The organism is Pseudoalteromonas aquimarina (assembly GCF_049257255.1).
Taxonomy (GTDB): Bacteria; Pseudomonadota; Gammaproteobacteria; order Enterobacterales; family Alteromonadaceae; genus Pseudoalteromonas.
The window spans coordinates 1,020,779-1,039,239 of record NZ_JBMMUG010000001.1 but is presented as its reverse complement, the minus strand read 5'-3'; the positions used below and the strand labels follow the sequence as shown (position 1 = coordinate 1,039,239).

Sequence of the window (18,461 nt, the reverse complement as noted above, 5' to 3'; positions counted from 1 at the left end):
TTCAGTGAGTTTATATTGTAGGTATTCGTATATGTCTGCTTCTCTATCGCAAACCGATATAACATCTGACATTTTTGTCTGTAGCCGCTGTGCCATCGCGCGTGATGCTGACTCCCATTTATAACCCTCTTTTTCTTCATACGGGATTTGGGCATGTCGTTCCCTTTTCCCTATGGTACTGATATCTCGACTCCAGCGTGATTGTTCAATGAGGCCGACAACCTGATTATCTTGTGGTGCAAAAAGTAAGACACTGTGCGCCAACATACCTCGTTGCTTTTTACCTTGCCCAACATGGCCCAATTTATGATGAATGGAAGGATGCTTATAAATCAGCGTAGTAGTGTCTTCGAGTGCAAGCAGTAAATTGTGTGAGTATGCTTGCTCTGCGGTGACTTGAAATCCAGACTCGGCTATTGCGTTGGCATCAACATGGTCATTACGGATAAACCGGTAAGCACCTTCCATGTCGGCGGGAGATTGGGCGATATTCACGAGTGGCTTTCCTGGTTCCTTGGCAATAGATGAGGCTAACTTTACTAGACGAGCTGTTCTTCGAGGGTCACCGAGGTTACTTTTTCCAAACTGCTGTTCAGCCCACTGTTGATGATTGTTTAGCATCGCTATCTCCAAAATAGGTTTGAAGATCTGATCGCGGAACAAAGGTTTAGTTCAAAAAAATCCCCGCTAATTTCTTAGCAGGGATTTGTGTATAAGAGACAGCTTAATAGCGCCTTTTTTATATTTTGAATAGGAATTAACCCGTTTTTACATCAACTTTCAGTTTAAGTCTTTGCCCAGGCTGAATGTATTGGTTTTTAGCAATACCATTCCATTTCATTATGTCCGATACTGAAACTTTATACTGGCCAGCAATACGCGCAAGCGAATCACCTTTTCGCACTTTATAAGTAATTGTGCGCTCAGTTACATTACCCGCGATGGTCGAACTGGTAGGTTGAAAAACAGTTAATTTTTGGCCAAGGCTTAAAGTCGCATTTTTACTAAGCTTATTCCATTTCATCAAGTCTTTGGTGCTGACTTTATACTTGCGGCTTATTTTCCAAAGGCTGTCACCGCTTACCACAGTATGGGTAGTTTTACGATTTGCAGTATTGTTTGCTGCAACTCGCATTGGGCCGCTTAATAAATTGTTATCTATTTCACCATTACTCAGTGGCACAAATAATTGTTGGCCAATACGAATGGTGTTATTCGGCAATTTATTAATTGTTTTGATGCTATCGCTACTGGTATCAAACTGTTTTGCGATTTTTGACAGGCTATCACCAGATTTAACTGTGTACTGCTGCCAACGAATGCGATCTTTAGCATCCATTTTGGCAAGCTTAGCTTTAAAAGCATAGGCTTTATCAACAGGTACTAATAATTTATGAGGTCCCGTTGGGTCGGTAGCCCAGCGATTAAACGCAGGGTTTAATTTATATAGTTCAGTAACTGGAATATCAGCCATTTCAGCGGCTTTGGCTAAGTCAATCTGCCCGCCAGTATTAACCAATTCAACGGCAGGTTTGTTAGCAATTTTATTCCAGGTGATTTTAAATTCTTCAGAGCGAGCGAGTAGGTCTGAAAGAGCCAAAAGTTTTGGTACATATTGTGTGGTTTCTTGTGGTAAATCAAGCGACCAGAAATCTGTTGGCAATTGCTTTTTTCGGTTTTTCTGAATGGCGCGTAATACGCGTCCTTCACCTGAATTATATGCAGCGATAGCATTTAACCAATCACTGTCTAACGTTTTGTGCAGGTAAGTTAAATATTCAAGCGCAGCACGTGTTGATTCTGTGATGTCACGACGACCGTCATACCACCAGTTTTGCTTTAAACCAAAACGCTCACCGGTTGCTGGCATAAATTGCCAAATGCCTGATGCGCTGCGATGTGAATAACCAAATGGGTCGAAAGCACTTTCAACGATAGGTAAAAGGGCAATTTCAATAGGAATTTGACGCTTTTCAACTTCCTCAACGATATAGTAAAGGTAAGGCTCGCCTCGTTTGGCAATACGATCAATATACTTCTGGTGCTTCGCGTAATAATTGCGCTCAGCTACAACCGCGCGATTTTGTGGCACAGGAATAGAAAGTTGGTAGCGAATTCGCTCCCACACATCATCAAATTCAGGGATTTGTTCAATGACTTCTTGCTCTTCTTCAGCAAGTGCGAGTACGGTTAATGCATCATATACATCTTGAGAGCTTGCAACTTTGTAGTTTGGCTCTATTGTATTTTCTGATTGAGATTGATTTGTCGTTTGACAACCCACAAGCCACACACTGGCGCTTAGGGCAATTAATTGCTTATAAGTCATTAATACAAATTACCGAGTTAAAACGGAACGCAGAATAATACCGATCTTGGCTAAAAATTGCCAATTTCATTTGTTTTTATCATTAATTAATAAATAGATTTAATAATTATCTTTTAGTTCCCTTAATGCCGCAAAAATACTCACGTCATCGGTATTGTTTATTGTTGTTTTTGTCATAATGCTGTTTTTTACGTCATCAATGTGTGAGCGCAAAAACGGGTTTATTGCTTTTTGTTCCGCAATTGTTGTGGGTAATGAAATGTTGTTATGTTTGGACAGTTCATCGCGGTAACTAACTAAATCTTGATTGTTTGGTTCGATAAAAACAGCAAAGTTTAAGTTGGCGCGTGTATATTCATGGGTGCAATATACCTTTGTTGTATTCGGTAGCGCTTTGATGCGCAAAAGCGATGTCAGCATTTGCGCAGGGGTTCCTTCAAATAAACGACCGCAACCTCCATTAAATAGAGTGTCGCCACAAAATAGCATTTCTTCATTGTAATAAGCGATATGGTCAAGGGTATGACCTGGCACCGTCATAACATTTAATGAGATGCCTAACTCATCTAAGCTTATTACTTGTTTATCATCCAGTTTATGAGTTATGCCTTTAAATGGACTGTTGTTTGGTCCATAAACCGTCAGCTTAGGAAACTGGGCAACTAGTTGCTCAACGCCATTGGTATGATCCCAATGATGGTGTGTAATTAGAATACCTTGTAGACATAATTGGTGCTCTTGGCAATATGTCAAAACAGGTGCAGCATCACCTGGGTCAACCACGTAAACATTCTTGTTATTTATTAAGGCCCAAATGTAGTTGTCATTAAATGCGGGAATGGGAATTACTTGTACCATGTTAACGTGCTCTGTTATGTTTACTATGTGCTATGTACTTCATTATAACGAGGCAAATACTTGAAACCAGCGCTAAGTTTACAAAATCCAATTCAGCCACATTCATGGTATGACTTTCCCCATGGTGAATATTTGAAAGAAGAAATAGAGCAAATCTTCACACCGTGGCTTAATCGTATTTTTGGTTACCATTTATTAAAAATTGGCGAACTTAGCGCAGAGCTTGATACCTCAGCTTGTGTTATCAAACACCAAGTTAATGTCGCAAATTCGAGTAAAGCGGGTGTAAGAGCGCATATCGACGAACTGCCTTTTTCGGAGCAGACCGTTGATGGTTGTATTTTAAGTCATGGTCTTGAGTATGTGACAGACCCACATCATTGTCTTCGCGAAGTACACCGAGTGCTTATGCCGGGTGGCTATTTAGTTTTAAGTGGTTTTAATCCGCTGAGCTTTTGCGGACTTGCTAGGATATTACCCTTTGCCAAACAAAAACTGCCTTGGAGTGGGCGCTTTTTTACCCCAGCACGGGTAAAGGATTGGCTGCATTTATTAGGTTTTGAAGTGGTGTTTGAAGAGCGGGCGATTTACTCATCGCTTGCTCGCGGTAAGAGGCTATCTCGTTTTGCTGCTTGGCAATCATTTTGTCAGCATTATTTAAAACCAATAGGCAGTGTGTATGTGATTGTGGCAAGAAAACGTGTTGCACCATTAACGCCAATAAAGCCAAAATGGCATGCTAGGCCTCAGTTTAACCCAGCGGTAAGGGGTGTAGGGCTAAGAAGCACCCCGAGAAGCGCTTCTTATGGTTCAAAACGAGAATCTAAATAAAATTAAGCGGGATCTTTAAATAACGTGTGCCATTGGCTTCGGCTTCAGGGAAATGCCCTGCATTGATATTTACTTGAATAGAAGGGTGAATTAATTTTGGTACAGCCAGCCCTGCATCACGTGATTCTCTTGTTTTTACATAATCGTGTTGGCTTACACCATTTTTCAAATGCACATTATATTGTTTTTGTGCTTCTACACTTGTAACCACACTTACTTCTCGGCCGTTTGGTTGGTAGTCGTGACACATATATAAATGTGTGTCGTTGCCAAGTTCAAAAATACGTTGAATAGAATGATATAACTGACTTGCGTCACCACCTGGGAAGTCGCAGCGGGCAGTGCCGCTATCAGGCATAAATAAGGTGTCTCCAACAAATGCATTGCGGTCCACAATATAAGTGACGCTGTCTGGTGTATGCCCCGGTGTAAACATCACAGTTACTGCTTCTTCACCTAGGTAAAATACTTCACCATCTTCGAACAGGTGACAAAATTGGCTGCCATCGGTTGGTGTAGTGAGGTTAAATACTTCAGTAAAGTGCTGTTGAACCTGCGTGATGTATTTTCCTGTTGCGACTTTGGCACCCAGTTTTTGTTTTAAATATTGTGCCGCTGAAAGATGATCTGCATGGGCGTGGGTTTCTAATATCCAATCTACATCGAGATGGTGACTATCAATATAGTGAATAAGTGAGTCGGCAAATTGATAACCGATATCACCAGAAGACAAGTCGAAATCAAGTGCAGCATCGATAACCATGGCTTTTAAGCTGCGATTATCGAATACCACATAACTGATAGTTGACGATTGTTTGTGAAAGAAGCTTTCAATAGTTACGTTCATACGTGTGCAAACTTGATATATCAAATATGGCATAAGATATATCATAGAGTAATAAAGAGGTCTAGCTTTGCGCTTCGAATCCGCTATCTTCTAGTAAGTGACTACTTTCTGCTGCTTCTCGTGCTAAATCATCCACGCGTTCGTTTTCTGTATGTCCGGCATGACCTTTAACCCAACGCCATTCGACCTGGTGTTTAGCATTGGCAACATCAAGGCGTTGCCACAAATCTTTATTTTTTACATCTTGCTTGCTAGCCGTTTTCCAACCACGTTTTTTCCAATTCGCGAGCCACGACTCAATACCTTGTTTAACATATTGGCTATCGGTAGTAAGGATCACTTGGCAAGGCTCTTTTAAAGATTCTAAGCCAACAATTGCGGCAAGCAGTTCCATTCGGTTATTGGTGGTGAGTTTATACCCTTGGCTGAGCTCTTTTTCATGACCTTTATAACGAAGTAAAGTGCCATAACCGCCAGGACCTGGGTTACCAAGACACGAACCATCGGTAAAAATCTCTACGTTTTTTTGCACAGTTTGCCTTTTATTTATGTAGAATGAAGTTATTAACATAACAAAATTTATGATTTGACGATATGGCTCACAGGCAAATAGTACTGGATACTGAAACAACAGGTATCGATCCTAAACAAGGGCACCGCATTATTGAAATCGGTTGTGTTGAATTAGTGAACCGCCGACTAACCGGTAATAACTTTCACGTGTATATCGATCCTGAACGCGATATTGAAGATGAAGCAATTTTTGTTCACGGTATTACCTCTGACTTTCTTGCTGGTAAACCTAAGTTCCGTGATGTTGCAGCTGAGTTTTTAGAATACATTAAAGGTGCTGAACTCGTTATTCATAACGCAGCGTTCGACGTCGGCTTTATGGATCATGAATTTGCACTGCTAAGACAAAACTACCCGAAAACCCATGATGTTTGCCAAGTGCTCGATACACTTGCGATGGCGCGTGATTTGCACCCTGGGCAAAAGAATAACCTCGATGCACTTTGTCGTCGCTATGATATTGATAACTCCAAACGAACATTACACGGCGCTTTACTCGATTCCGAGATCTTAGCTGATGTCTATTTAGGCATGACAGGTGGCCAAGTAAGTTTAAATTTGGCTAATCAAGAAGGGCAAAGTGGCGATAATACCAAAGGTATTCGCAGGCTTTCACCGGATAGGCCTCGACTAAATGTGGTTTTTGCCGATAACGAAGAACAAGCGGCGCATATTGAACGCTTGAATTTAGTTAATGAAAAGGGCGGCCACTGCCTTTGGCTCACTGAGGAAGCATAATGAAAAAATGGTTGTTAGGGTGTTTTAGTTTATTTTTGATATCGCATTGTTTTGCTAACCAGACCGAATTAGAGGTTATTCAACGAAACAGCAATCAAAATGAACTTAAAATTTTCGACAACCGTTTTCGTATCGATTATCAAGTTGATGAAATAACGTTACTCTTTTTTCGTGAAAAAGGCACTCCTGCAGTAATTCTTGTGCGGCCAGATGGCAGTAAAATTTATGCCACTGAATCTCTGCGCGATACCAGTATTGAATGGTTTGATGATGAAACCTACGATATTGTCAAAATGAAAAACCCAATGCCAGGACCCTGGCAAGCCATTGGCAAAATTCTGCCTGAAAGCAAATTAATGATTTTAAGTGACATTGAATTGCATGTTGATGCGCTACCACCACTATTATTTAAAGGCGAAACGATTAAAGTAACAGGCCGATTAACTAATGGCGGCAAGCCAATAGAAGAGGGGTTGTTTCGCGATTTAGTAACACTAAATGTGGATTTTGTAAGTACCAATAATAAAGAGTACTTTAACTTTGGCGCAAAGCCTGTTCCTATTGCCGAATTAATGGATGATGGCAAAGGCTATGATGAAAGACCCGGTGATGGCGTATTTACTGGTGAGTTTGAACTTAACTTTGCTTCAGGTGAGTGGCAACCGGAATATGAAGTTCGCACACCAATTTTAAGACGTAGCTTAGTTAAAGACCCAATCATAGTAGAACAATCTCCTATTAGCTTTGAATTTACGAAAGCTTCGGAAGGGGAAGAGCACCATCACTTAGCAATTAATGTTAATACTGAAAAAGTGCAGGCTGACTCGCTTATTTACCAAGGCACGATTTTTTACCCAAATGGTGAAACGCAGGTATTTAATTTAGAAGCACAAGACAAAGCGGTACGAGAATTAAAACTCGTTAATTATGACTGGGGTGTTTATGAGGTCGAACTTACCTTATTTGGTAGCAATATAAATGGACGCGAATTTGTCGCTAAAGTTGATAAGCAAGAATTTGAAATAGACAAACCAATTGAGAAAGTGCCGGAGCAAGATAAACCAATTGTACCGGAAATGAACCTTGAGCCTGAGTTACCGCCTGAACCTGAGTTAGATGTTGAACAAATTATTCTTTGGGCTGTGGTAGGTAATGTACTAATTATGCTCATTGGCTTTATTGTTATCCGTGTCTTTATCCAGAAAAAACCGTTATTAGGTGGTTTGGCGTTAAAGTTTAAGAAAAACAAAAAAGACGAGAAAGAACAAAAAGTAGCGAGTTCTGAGCAGAAATCAGACAGTTCAGATGAAATTTTGAACCTTTCGCTGCCAGATGAGTAAAAAAGCGAGAAAAAAACAAAAAAACTATTGACTCTTATAGGGGTGATTCGTATTATTCACGCCGCTGTCAAGGAGCACTGAGAGTCAAGTCAGAAGTGAGTTCTAGCAGGTTTGAAATGATGCGGAGTGGTAGTTCAGTTGGTTAGAATACCGGCCTGTCACGCCGGGGGTCGCGGGTTCGAGTCCCGTCCACTCCGCCAATTATTTCAAATGTTACTCTTTAGGAGTGGTAGTTCAGTTGGTTAGAATACCGGCCTGTCACGCCGGGGGTCGCGGGTTCGAGTCCCGTCCACTCCGCCATTAATTTAAAGAGTAGCCATTATTCCTTCGCGGAGTGGTAGTTCAGTTGGTTAGAATACCGGCCTGTCACGCCGGGGGTCGCGGGTTCGAGTCCCGTCCACTCCGCCATTAGGAATAAAACAATTTAAAATGATATTCGCTGCGGAGTGGTAGTTCAGTTGGTTAGAATACCGGCCTGTCACGCCGGGGGTCGCGGGTTCGAGTCCCGTCCACTCCGCCATCTTATGTCATTTAAAAATTTGCTCAGCGGAGTGGTAGTTCAGTTGGTTAGAATACCGGCCTGTCACGCCGGGGGTCGCGGGTTCGAGTCCCGTCCACTCCGCCATTAGCAAATTTCTCCCCGATGCGGAGTGGTAGTTCAGTTGGTTAGAATACCGGCCTGTCACGCCGGGGGTCGCGGGTTCGAGTCCCGTCCACTCCGCCATTTTATTTATCCCCTTATTCAATTGTTAACGATAAGCTTTTAGCTTTCAGTCTCATTTTTTACTAAATCAGCAATCTAAAACTTTATTTCAACATCAATATCATTTGTAATCTCACTCTGTTAGTCCTTTTTTCACGCTTATTATCGCTTTTATTTTTTAGCCTTCTGATCAAAACCGTGTGTGATGTAAATTAAATAACTCACTAACTCGTAGCGCACTAGTTTTTGTGATTAATTAATCCGATATTCAGTTTCCCAGGTTTAGGCTATGGCAAATTTTTTTGGGAAAGAGAGTAATGAAAAAAGTTGTGATATTGATGCTTACTGTTGTTGGGATGTTGGTTGCAATGTGGCCTGTAGGATTCGCGGTCGGTTACCAAGTCAAAGAGCGTGAGTTATGTCAAAAGGTGAGAGGTAATAAAGTGCTTTTCAAATTTACTGCTGGTGGCATTATGCGGGGCGAAACTGCTGAAGGCACTCTACGATCAAGTTTATATGTTGATGGTTTGAAAAAGGGCATGCTGTTTAGCTTGAAGCAGTGTTTTGATAATACGCAAAACTAAAACTCTCAATATCAGTCAACAATTGTTGGCTTTTAACACCCAGCGGTAACAACACCTGTATTTGGGGTTGTGCCATCTTCTTGATTGTAATAATAAGCGTAGCATTGATCTGAGAGACGCAATCCATTTGGCCAAATTAAAATAAGTCCTGCAGAACCATTTGTGGTTAGTGGGAAACCGGGCGCAGTGCGTTGCCTGCCAACGCCACATAGATCATTTAAAGTGCAAACTGCAGTTGCTGACGTAAAGGGGATTTCTTTACCAATATTTAAAATATAACGCCATGCGCCATTCCAATAACCTTCAACGTAGCCGTTATACACCAGCACATTAATACCAAGCTCATCCAGTTCAACGTTGCCATTTTTAACGTTTTGTACCAATGCTTTGGCTTTTATCTGCTCTGCTGTTGTTTTCATGGCAGCAGCTGTTGCCTCTAGTACACTAATACGTGACGCTTGCTGTAGATTTAAGAATCGAGGAGCCGCGACAACGGCGAGTAACCCTAGAATAACAATCACAATGATCAACTCAATAAGTGTAAAGCCATGGTTTTTCATTGGTTTATTGCCTCTGATGACTGCGATATTTTTTGTAGTTTATAGTATAGCCAATCATAAGTCTTTGACTATGGGTGTATAAATAAGCAAAATTACTCATCAAAACGCATTCAAGATGGAAGGGAAGGTCGTTTGTTTCAAATCCGCAGTTTAACCAAACTTTATTTTGATAAAGTTGTGTTTTCAGATTATACCTGCCAATTAACTTCTCAACGTGTCTTAATCACCGGACCAAATGGTCTTGGTAAATCAACGCTATTAGCCATGCTTGCAGGGTTGGAATCATTTCAACAAGGTGAGATTTTACTGCAAGACCAAAGCGCCAATGCTCGGTTTTTACAAACGAATGTCGCTTTAGCGAGTGATAAAATTATCTTTCCAGAGTTTCTAACAGCTAAACAAGTATTAGATCTAACTCTTATGCATCAAGATTGTGACAATCTTGAAAACCTAGTAAAGCGATTTGCCTTTAATGACTTTTTACATACTAAAGTGATTAATCTTTCGAGTGGAAATCTTAAAAAGCTTCAACTGATAAATGCGTTTATGCGCAAAGCCTCAGTGTTGTTATTGGATGAGCCCACTGCGGCACTTGAGCATAAAAGTGTGCCTGTGCTGCTTGCATGTATTGATGAGTTTAAAGGCCAAGTCATTTTAACCAGCCATGAGCCAGAACCATTTCTACAATCTGGATTTGAAATACAGGCGTTGATAAGTGCGTAAGTTTTCATTTTTCGAATACCGCATATCGGCTTATCATCATTATATTGCTGAACAATTAGGTCAATTAAAGCAATTAGGCGTTATTTTAGCGCTGTTTATGTATACCGCTTTTCCTGCGCTTATTCTGTTAATTTACCTTGCGCTTGGCAAAGTTATGACGCAGGACCCTTCGTTAAGTATTTTATTATCGGTTGCATTAATCGTTATGCAAAGTGAGCTCAGTGTTGCATTGAGTAAAGGTGCGCTTGATATAAAACACCGCCTTTTTCAACGCTCATTCGCCAGTAAAGCAATGCGCGTACTATGTGATTACGTTTTGGCTTTAGCAGGTAATTTAGTATTTTTACTGAGTGTGCCTTTGTTGCTGTCGTTAGATTTGAGCAAATGGCAACAAGCTCTTCATTTTGTAGTGTTTAGTATTTGTGTGCTCGGCAGTGGCTTTGTTGCCACCTTCAAACCTGCACGAATAAAGCTCTATATAATCTCGGTAATTCTACTGCCAGTGCTATTTGATTTGAGCTTACAGACGTTACTAAGCAGTTATATTGCACTGTTAGTTGGCGTTGCATTTTGGCCAAATAGCCTTTTTTTCAAACGGTTGGTGGGATTTAATTTTGGCTTTTGGGTCAGTTATCATTGCCATGCTTTCGCTGAAATTTGGTGGCGTGTATTAATATTACTTGCCTTATGGGTATGTGCAAATGTACTAAATTTACAACGGCCAGATTTGGGATTTTTTGTTCATTGTTTTATATCGCCGTTTATTGTTTATATTGCTTCAAGTCAGCAACTTAATCAGAACGAATGCGTGTTGCAGTATAAATTGTGGTTAAACAGTTTACGCAATGCGAATACGTTAGTTTATGGTCAATATGTTGTGCCTATGAGCTTGGCAGTGATTGGTTTAATGAGTTTGCAATTAATTGTAGTAAGTATGCAAAGTTTAATTATTTTTGCCGTCGCTGGTGTGTTAACAATTGCGGTTGCTAAGTATAAACCAACCCATTATGCCCTTGGTTGGTTTGTCATTAATGGCTTAATGGTAACGATTAACTATTGGGTGTATTAAGAACTTTCGTCACACAAGTAAACATTTTGAAGTGGAAGCTAAATTCAATCACCAGTTAATTTCGCAAGGATCTAAGTGTGGTTGATTACTAAGCGCTATTGCTTGGTCGATAATATAGGTATTTGCTTCGACTTCACTGCTATTTTTTAAATGTTCAAAATAGGCAAGAGCTTGTTGTTTATTTCGTAACACTAGTTGTGAAGCTTTGGCTCCTCGCAGAAGCTGCAAATTAAACTCTTGCGATTTTTCTTTTAAAAAACTAAGTGCATTTTCATCACCTAATTTTTCATAGATATTTCTTTGCAAACCGATGCCAATTGCAGCAGAAATAAGTGTACTTTGGCTTTGCTCTAATTGTTTACCTAGATTAATACACGCATCAATTAATTTAATGTTGTTTGACTGTGCATCCTGACAAATTTTATTAATCACTTGAAAACTAGGAAGGGGGAATGCTGAAGATATAGATATAGCTAGCATAGGAGAGTAATCAGTATTAATTCCTAATTGATTAAGGGTCTCTTCAACTAGGGTATAGCTTTCTGACCAATATTCTGTGTAAGTTGGTGCATTAGCTGCATTTATGAGTGCATTAATTGTGTCTTCAGGTGAAGTTTCATTGTGAATTAGATTCGCGTATGCAAGCCAGCTCGCACCATTATGTCTGTCAGTATAAAGTGCGTTCGTAATAAGTTTTTCATCACATTTTTGTTTTTTGCACGCAACTAACACGTGATAAGCAATCAGTTTGTTATCGGGAAAATCTTGAAAGAGGGAAAGTAACGAGCTGATTAAATCTGAATTCATAGCTAAAGAATAGAGCGCTTCAGTGGTTTTACTTTCTAATGTGACAGCATTATCTTTAAGAAACTTGCTGAAATAATTTTCATCGAAGATATTAACCTCTGACTTGTGCTTTGTTGCAAAATAACTATAGATATCAAAGTTAGGCTCTTTGTCACATGTGGCTATCTTATGATCTTTTGTATGAGATTCTGTTTTAGCTTCAGTGTGGGAACTTATTAATTCTTTGTTTGGGAGTTGCGAAGCATTCTGAACATTATTTTGAAGCAATATATTTTCAGTGTTTGTTTTACTTTTCGACACTATCTGTATTGAAGGTTCGGGTCGCGCTAGGTTAGCACCAAATAAAATGTAAAAAATACATAAAGCTAAAACAGAAGCTATTATGAATACAATTTTTTTCACTCTGATTCCTTTCATTCTTATTTTCAGCTGGGCATAAAAAAGCCAGCAAATGCTGGCTTAGTTTATAACACAATCAATAGGTTAAGAAGTAGCTTATGCAGCTTTTACCTTCTTAACAGAGTGAGCAGCTTTACCTGCCAATAAGTCTGCAGGGTCAAAATCATCTACATTGATAACTTGTAAGCGACCTACTTCTGCAGCTTTTAATTGCTCGGCTTCATCACTTGTAATTGCACCTAGCTCAAGTCCCATCTCTGCCACTTTATCAAGTGCAAAGAATGGCAGCTTATCGCCTTTAGCACGACATACTTTGTCGAAGATAGGTTCAACAGCAAGAATGTCTTTTAGCGTTTGCTCTTGGCGGCCAATTAGGTTTAATGGCTCGTTAGTAACATAAATATTATGTGCTAAACGATCGCGCGTTTCGCTTGGTGTTTGCAGTAAACGTGCTACTTTTTGCTCTAATTCGTCTGTTGGTTTGCGAATTGGGCGACCCCACGGGAATAACACGAGCTTTAAGAAACCACGAAGCGGTGCAAACGGCATGTTGTTGATAAGATCAGCTAGTGCACGTTGGCAAAGATATAAGTGATCTTGACAGCTCCACTGAACAAGGGCGAAGTCTTCTTTACGACGACCTTCATCGTTGTAACGCTTAAGCGTTGCAGATACTAAGTATAGATAGCTTAACAAGTCACCTAAACGTGCTGAGATACGCTCTTTACGCTTTAGTGAGCCACCAAAAACGGCCATACAAATATCAGACATTAACGCAAGCGATGCACTGTAACGCGTTGCGGTGCGATAAAATAGCGCTGTTTCATCATCATAAGGCGTTTTAGTAAAACGTGCACCTGTTAGTGCAAGCCATACAGTGCGTGCAAAGTTCGAAATGGTAAAGCCAATGTGGCCCATCAGAGATTTATCAAACTGTGCAAGTGCTGCTTCTTTGTCTTCAATGTTACATGCTTCAAGCTCTGATAACACAAACGGATGACAACGAATGGCACCTTGACCATAAATAATCATATTACGTGTTAGAATGTTTGCACCTTCTACTGTAATCGCAATTGGCGCACCTTGATAACCACGGCCAAGGTAGTTATTTGGGCCTAAACAAATGCCTTTACCGCCATGAATATCCATAGCGTGTTTAGTTGAATCACGCATTTGCTCTGTTAGGTGATACTTTAAAATAGCTGAAATTACCGACGGTTTTTCACCTAAATCAACAGCACCTGTAGACATTGAAACTGCAGCATCTGAGCTGTAAGCATAGCCACCAAGTTTTGCTAGTGGCTCTTCAATACCTTCCATTTTACCGATAGGTAAGCGGAACTGACGACGAATACGGCTATATGCACCACTGGCAAGCGCAAGTGCTTTAATACCACCTGCAGAGTTTGATGGTAATGTAATAGCACGACCAACCGATAAACATTCAACCAGCATACGCCAGCCTTGACCAGCCATTTTCGCACCACCAATGATGTAATCGATAGGTACAAATACTTCTTCACCTTGCGTAGGACCATTTTGGAACGGCACGTTTAGCGGGAAGTGACGGCGACCAATTTTAACGCCTGGGGTGTTTGTTGGAATAAGGGCACAAGTAATACCTAAATCTTCTTTATCACCTAGTAAACCATCTGGGTCACGTAGTTTAAATGCAAGACCAAGCACGGTTGCAACTGGCGCGAGTGTAATATAACGCTTGTTCCATGTTAGGCGCATACCTAACACTTCTTCACCGTTCCATTCGCCTTTACAAACAATACCAAAATCAGGGATTGAGCTCGCATCTGAACCGGCTTCTGGTGAAGTAAGCGCAAAACATGGGATTTCATCACCTTTGGCAAGGCCAGGTAAGTAGTGGTCTTTTTGTTCTTGAGTACCGTAGTGTTGCAGAAGCTCACCTGGGCCTAACGAGTTAGGTACACCTACAATTGATGAAAGTAGTGTTGATTTCGATGTTAGCTTTTGTAGCACGCATGATTGTGCGTAGGCTGAAAATTCTAGACCACCGTATTGCTTTTTGATGATCATGGCAAAGAATTTATTGTCTTTTAGATATTGCCAAACATCTTGCGGTAAGTCTGTTAGTTCATGGGTTGCTTCCCAATCATCTAACATTGCACACACTTCTTCGACTGGGCCGTCAAGAAATGCCTGCTCTTCAGCTGATAAACGTGGCACAGGGTACTGGTGCATTTTTTTCCAGTTAGGGTTACCACAGAACAGATCTGCTTCCCACCATGTAGTACCTGCATCAATCGCTGATTTTTCTGTGTCGCTCATGCTTGGCGTCACTTTTTTAAATGCTTTGAAAATAGGCTCAACAATGTACTGACGGCGAATGCTCGTCACCGACAATGGAATAGCAATCGCTAAGAAAATTAACCAACTGATCATTGAGAAAGCACCCATAAATGAGCCAATCAACAATACCGCAGCGGTAACGGTTAAATGAGTATGCCAGTTTGCTCTGTGGTAGCTAGCAACAGCTAAGCAACCAAGCAAACCGAGTACAAATAAAGCAGTCATAGATATTATCCTTGTAAGAGGTCTGACCAGATTCTCTTTAAGATTAGCTTTTCAGTACCAGAGATTCAAGACAAATTATTGCTTTTTTGAGCGTACAAATGTGCTCTCAAACAGTGTAATTACCTTAATTACATTCTAATAAGTATAGCTAAATTAAAGTCGCTTTCAGTGTTTTCCTGTCTTGCGGTAATTGACTGATAAGTTAGAATAATCTCATTAAGTTTATATGGGTAGTAGATGCAATGTGTGAGTTGCTCGGCATGTCAGCGAATGTGCCAACAGATATTTGTTTTAGCTTTTCTGGATTATTAGAGCGCGGTGGTAATACAGGACCGCATAAAGATGGTTGGGGCATTACTTTTTACGAAGGTAAAGGCTGTCGTACCTTTAAAGACTCAGAGCCAAGCTGCACGTCTGAGATTGCTAAACTTGTTAAAGCTTACCCAATTAAGAGTTGTTCTGTCATCAGTCATATACGGCAAGGTAATCGCGGCCGTGTGTGTCTTGAAAATACCCATCCTTTTACGCGTGAGTTATGGGGTAGGGAAATCACGTATGCGCACAATGGGCAACTTTCTAACTACCAAGACTTAAAACCCGACTTTTATAAACCTGTTGGTAATACCGACAGTGAACTTGCGTTTTGTTGGATTTTGGATGAGATCCGCAAAAAATACCCTAAAAAGCCGAGCGATATGAAAGTGGTATTTCGCTATGCAGCAAAGCTTGCGAAACAGTTACAAGCAAAAGGTGTATTTAACATGTTGTTAAGTGATGGCATCTATGTACTTGCGGTGTGTTCAAACAATTTACATTGGATCACCCGTAAAGCACCTTTTGGTGAAGCACGCTTAATTGATGCAGACTTAATTGTTGATTTCAAAAAAGAAACCACACCGAATGATATTGTTACTGTGATTGCCACGCGTCCACTTACAGATAATGAATCATGGCATAAAATGGAAGCTGGCGAATTTGTTTTATTTAAGCTTGGTGTAGCAGTTTAAAAACACTATCTTTCATAGACAAAAAGCAGCGAATTGTCGCTGCTTTTTTGTTTGGAATAGATTCAAAATTACTTTTTAACTTCGTAACTTTTCAATTGTACGTCAAATTGCTCAACGCCTTTTTCACCTTTCCACATGCGTACCAGTAAGTAATCCATACTTGGTGCAAACCATGCGAGCGCTTGGCGTTTATCATTATTGTAAACACGTCTGGCTTTAATGGTTTCAACGTTGCCAAAGGGTAGCGTGATGGTTTCAGTGCCTAATATTTCAAAGCGGTAATGGCGAGCTTTACCTTTTTTATCAACGATAGGGTAATCAAACTCTTTTTTGCCCGCTAACAAATCTAAACGCATTTGTGCTTGATAACTAATTAAGTCTTGAAGGCCATTTTCCCAATTAATATCAAGCGGATATTTTGAAGCATTCGAGGTTACTTGCTTAGTTTGGTGATCAAAGTTTAATGTATATTTACGGTCAGGGCCTGTGCCTTCTCGCTCCATTACATATTGCAGCGGTTTGATTTCACCATTGGCACAATCAAAAGTTGCTTGTTCAGAGCGCTTATCATTAAAAATCATCCACTTGATATCACTTTTATAACTGAGTTCGCAGCTATCATTAGTAACAGTTAAGCGACGAAATGCACTACCATGGCGTTCGCCTTGGCGCAAAATATCGTATTCAGCTTGGTAAGATTGAAGTTGATGTGTTGATGCCGAGAGAAATGGCGAGAAAAGGGCGCTGGTAAGAACCGCACCCATAAGAAATTTAGATTGTAGCGCCTTGCTTTGGAAGAACTTGGCCATCAAGAACTGCATTATCTGTTTCCATTGTTAGTCGTTTTTCACAGAACCACTGAACCACCAAAGGATAAATAATGTGCTCTTGTTGGTGAACACGTTCGGCTAACGTTTGCGCTGTATCGTCTGACTCAATAGCAACTTTGGCCTGCAAAACAACAGGACCGCCGTCTAATTCTTCAGTAACGAAGTGTACGCTTACTCCATGCTCTTTGTCTTTTGCATCCAATGCTCTTTGGTGGGTATTCAGACCCTGATACTTAGGCAACAAAGATGGATGAATGTTCAACATTCGTCCTAAATAATTTTGCACTAAGCCAGGAGTTAGAATACGCATAAAACCAGCTAATACAACTAGATCTGGACTAAAAGCGTCAATTTTTTCCATTAACGCAGCGTCATAGTCTTCACGGCTAGCAAATGCCTTATGATCTAATACCAGTGTATTAATCCCAGCATTTTCAGCACGAGTAAGGCCATAAGCATCTGGGCGGTTAGAAATAACCGCACAGATCTCACCATTAATTTGACCAGCTTTTACCGAATCAATAATGGCTTGAAGGTTCGAGCCGCTACCAGAAATTAAAACGACGATTTTACTAGTCATTAGATAATTTCTACTTGCTCTTCGCCAGCGCTAGCAGCTTGGATTTCACCAATGTGCCATGCATCTTCGCCTTGCGCTTTTAAGATTTCTAAGCTTTGCTCAAGCTTGTCTGCAGGTACTACTAAAATCATACCTACACCACAGTTGAATGTACGGTACATTTCGTGAGTTTCAATATTGCCGTTTTCTTGTAACCAGTTGAAAACAGCAGGCCACTGCCAGCTATCACCTTTAACCACTGCTTTTGCAGATTCAGGTAATACGCGTGGAATGTTTTCCCAGAAACCACCGCCTGTGATATGTGATAGCGCATGTACATCAACATCTTTTAGCAGTTCTAAAATTGATTTAACGTAAATGCGTGTAGGCTCCATTAGGTGCTCGCCTAATGTTTTACCTTCAAACTCAGCATTTGTATCAGCACCAGATACTTCAAGTACTTTACGAATTAATGAATAACCGTTTGAGTGAGGGCCACTTGATGCAAGCGCAATTAGTTGGTCGCCTGCAGCTACTTTAGTGCCGTCGATGATTTTTGATTTCTCAACAACACCGGTACAGAAACCTGCCATATCGTAGTCGTCGCCTTCGTACATGCCAGGCATTTCAGCAGTTTCACCACCGATAAGTGCACAGCCAGAAAGCTCACAACCTTTACCAATGCCCGTTACTACGTCAGCAGCAACATCAACGTCTAGTTTACCAGTTGCGTAGTAATCTAAGAAAAATAGTGGCTCAGCACCTTGAACGATTAAATCGTTCACACACATAGCAACTAAGTCGATACCAACGGTATCGTGCTTTTTAAGGTCAATTGCTAAACGTAATTTAGTACCAACACCGTCGGTACCTGCAACAAGTACTGGTTCTTTGTAGCCAGTTGGTAGTTCACAAAGTGCGCCAAAACCACCAATGCCGCCCATTACTTCTGGACGACGAGTTTTCTTAACTACGCCTTTGATACGTTCAACTAATGCGTTACCAGCGTCGATATCTACGCCTGCATCTTTATAGCTTAAAGATTGTTTCTGTTCGCTCACGGAAATTCCTTAACGGTTGCATGTGGGTTGCATAAAAAATTGCGCGCATTTTACCTGATTTCAAGCGTTGCTACCACATTTATTGCAACTGGATGA

General features: G+C 40.6%; 18 protein-coding genes and 6 tRNA genes. 13 read left to right on the top strand and 11 right to left on the bottom strand.

The features are described 5' to 3' along the window. From AAEU29_RS04810 to gloB, 3 genes are all read right to left on the bottom strand, one after another. A partial coding sequence (locus AAEU29_RS04810) for an IS4 family transposase (protein WP_421972284.1) occupies positions 1-621 on the bottom strand: 621 nt, incomplete at its 3' end. A gap of 136 nt (positions 622-757) precedes the next feature. After that, positions 758-2,329 (bottom strand): LysM peptidoglycan-binding domain-containing protein, encoded by a 1,572-nt coding sequence (locus tag AAEU29_RS04805; RefSeq protein ID WP_421972283.1) that lies wholly within the window; start codon positions 2,327-2,329, stop codon positions 758-760. Between the two features lie 99 nt (positions 2,330-2,428). Next, a complete protein-coding gene (gene gloB, locus AAEU29_RS04800; RefSeq protein WP_421972282.1) occupies positions 2,429-3,187 on the bottom strand; it encodes a hydroxyacylglutathione hydrolase in 759 nt (252 codons plus the stop codon). Between the two features lie 60 nt (positions 3,188-3,247). Here gloB and AAEU29_RS04795 point away from each other — a divergent pair, with 60 nt between their 5' ends. Further along, a complete protein-coding gene (locus tag AAEU29_RS04795) occupies positions 3,248-4,018 on the top strand; it encodes a class I SAM-dependent methyltransferase (protein ID WP_274762352.1) in 771 nt (256 codons plus the stop codon). Here the strand turns inward: AAEU29_RS04795 and AAEU29_RS04790 are convergent. Together AAEU29_RS04790 and rnhA are read right to left on the bottom strand one after the other, a co-directional pair. Further along, positions 4,011-4,865, bottom strand: coding sequence for an MBL fold metallo-hydrolase (locus AAEU29_RS04790; RefSeq protein WP_421972281.1), 855 nt, complete (start codon positions 4,863-4,865; stop codon positions 4,011-4,013). The two genes, AAEU29_RS04795 and AAEU29_RS04790, sit on opposite strands and share 8 nt — an antisense overlap. Positions 4,866-4,926: 61 nt before the next feature. Continuing rightward, positions 4,927-5,397: a ribonuclease HI gene (gene rnhA / locus AAEU29_RS04785; protein WP_421972280.1), complete on the bottom strand. Its 471-nt coding sequence runs from the start codon at positions 5,395-5,397 to the stop codon at positions 4,927-4,929. Between the two features lie 62 nt (positions 5,398-5,459). Here rnhA and dnaQ point away from each other — a divergent pair, with 62 nt between their 5' ends. The 9 genes from dnaQ (at position 5,460) to AAEU29_RS04740 (ending at position 8,803) form a co-directional block, all read left to right on the top strand. After that, positions 5,460-6,176 (top strand): DNA polymerase III subunit epsilon, encoded by a 717-nt coding sequence (gene dnaQ / locus AAEU29_RS04780; protein WP_421972279.1) that lies wholly within the window; start codon positions 5,460-5,462, stop codon positions 6,174-6,176. Further along, entirely contained in the window at positions 6,176-7,516 is a 1,341-nt protein-coding gene (locus AAEU29_RS04775; RefSeq protein ID WP_421972278.1) for a TIGR03503 family protein, read from the top strand. The genes dnaQ and AAEU29_RS04775 overlap by 1 nt, the downstream gene beginning before the upstream one ends. 123 nt (positions 7,517-7,639) lie before the next feature. Next, a tRNA-Asp gene (locus AAEU29_RS04770) sits at positions 7,640-7,716 on the top strand. 23 nt (positions 7,717-7,739) lie between these two features. After that, positions 7,740-7,816 (top strand) — tRNA-Asp (locus tag AAEU29_RS04765). A 31-nt stretch (positions 7,817-7,847) separates the two neighbouring features. Then, positions 7,848-7,924, top strand: a tRNA-Asp gene (locus AAEU29_RS04760). A 35-nt stretch (positions 7,925-7,959) separates the two neighbouring features. After that, a tRNA-Asp gene (locus AAEU29_RS04755) sits at positions 7,960-8,036 on the top strand. A 28-nt stretch (positions 8,037-8,064) separates the two neighbouring features. Further along, positions 8,065-8,141, top strand: a tRNA-Asp gene (locus AAEU29_RS04750). A 22-nt stretch (positions 8,142-8,163) separates the two neighbouring features. Next, positions 8,164-8,240: transfer RNA gene (locus AAEU29_RS04745), tRNA-Asp, on the top strand. 296 nt (positions 8,241-8,536) lie between these two features. Continuing rightward, positions 8,537-8,803 carry a hypothetical protein gene (locus AAEU29_RS04740; protein WP_421972277.1) on the top strand — a complete coding sequence of 89 codons (267 nt, stop codon included), beginning with the start codon at positions 8,537-8,539 and terminating at the stop codon, positions 8,801-8,803. A gap of 32 nt (positions 8,804-8,835) precedes the next feature. Here AAEU29_RS04740 and AAEU29_RS04735 read toward each other — a convergent pair whose 3' ends face one another. Further along, on the bottom strand, positions 8,836-9,363 hold the full coding sequence (locus tag AAEU29_RS04735) for a prepilin-type N-terminal cleavage/methylation domain-containing protein (protein WP_274762934.1): 528 nt from the start codon (positions 9,361-9,363) through the stop codon (positions 8,836-8,838). A gap of 132 nt (positions 9,364-9,495) precedes the next feature. Here AAEU29_RS04735 and AAEU29_RS04730 point away from each other — a divergent pair, with 132 nt between their 5' ends. Continuing rightward, positions 9,496-10,086, top strand: coding sequence for an ABC transporter ATP-binding protein (locus AAEU29_RS04730; protein ID WP_421972276.1), 591 nt, complete (start codon positions 9,496-9,498; stop codon positions 10,084-10,086). Further along, positions 10,079-11,155, top strand: a complete 1,077-nt coding sequence (locus AAEU29_RS04725) for a DUF6136 family protein (protein ID WP_421972275.1) — start codon at positions 10,079-10,081, stop codon at positions 11,153-11,155. Before AAEU29_RS04730 ends, AAEU29_RS04725 begins: the two co-directional genes overlap by 8 nt. 48 nt (positions 11,156-11,203) lie before the next feature. Here the strand turns inward: AAEU29_RS04725 and AAEU29_RS04720 are convergent, their stop codons facing one another. Together AAEU29_RS04720 and fadE are read right to left on the bottom strand one after the other, a co-directional pair. Further along, the gene (locus tag AAEU29_RS04720) at positions 11,204-12,364 is read right to left on the bottom strand and encodes a hypothetical protein (protein WP_421972274.1); all 1,161 of its coding nucleotides are present in this window, start codon (positions 12,362-12,364) and stop codon (positions 11,204-11,206) included. A 93-nt stretch (positions 12,365-12,457) separates the two neighbouring features. Beyond that, positions 12,458-14,908: an acyl-CoA dehydrogenase FadE gene (gene fadE / locus AAEU29_RS04715; protein ID WP_421972273.1), complete on the bottom strand. Its 2,451-nt coding sequence runs from the start codon at positions 14,906-14,908 to the stop codon at positions 12,458-12,460. 242 nt (positions 14,909-15,150) lie between these two features. On the opposite strand from fadE, the gene AAEU29_RS04710 reads away from it, so the two are divergent. Next, on the top strand, positions 15,151-15,915 hold the full coding sequence (locus tag AAEU29_RS04710; RefSeq protein ID WP_421972272.1) for a class II glutamine amidotransferase: 765 nt from the start codon (positions 15,151-15,153) through the stop codon (positions 15,913-15,915). A gap of 68 nt (positions 15,916-15,983) precedes the next feature. Here the strand turns inward: AAEU29_RS04710 and AAEU29_RS04705 are convergent, their stop codons facing one another. From AAEU29_RS04705 to purM, 3 genes are read right to left on the bottom strand one after another with little or no spacing between them, the layout of a single operon-like run. Next, positions 15,984-16,736 carry a DUF3108 domain-containing protein gene (locus AAEU29_RS04705; protein WP_421972271.1) on the bottom strand — a complete coding sequence of 251 codons (753 nt, stop codon included), beginning with the start codon at positions 16,734-16,736 and terminating at the stop codon, positions 15,984-15,986. Then, positions 16,687-17,325, bottom strand: coding sequence for a phosphoribosylglycinamide formyltransferase (gene purN / locus AAEU29_RS04700; protein ID WP_421972270.1), 639 nt, complete (start codon positions 17,323-17,325; stop codon positions 16,687-16,689). Before purN ends, AAEU29_RS04705 begins: the two co-directional genes overlap by 50 nt. After that, positions 17,325-18,365, bottom strand: a complete 1,041-nt coding sequence (gene purM / locus AAEU29_RS04695) for a phosphoribosylformylglycinamidine cyclo-ligase (protein ID WP_038640961.1) — start codon at positions 18,363-18,365, stop codon at positions 17,325-17,327. The genes purN and purM overlap by 1 nt, the downstream gene beginning before the upstream one ends. Positions 18,366-18,461 lie beyond the last annotated feature (96 nt).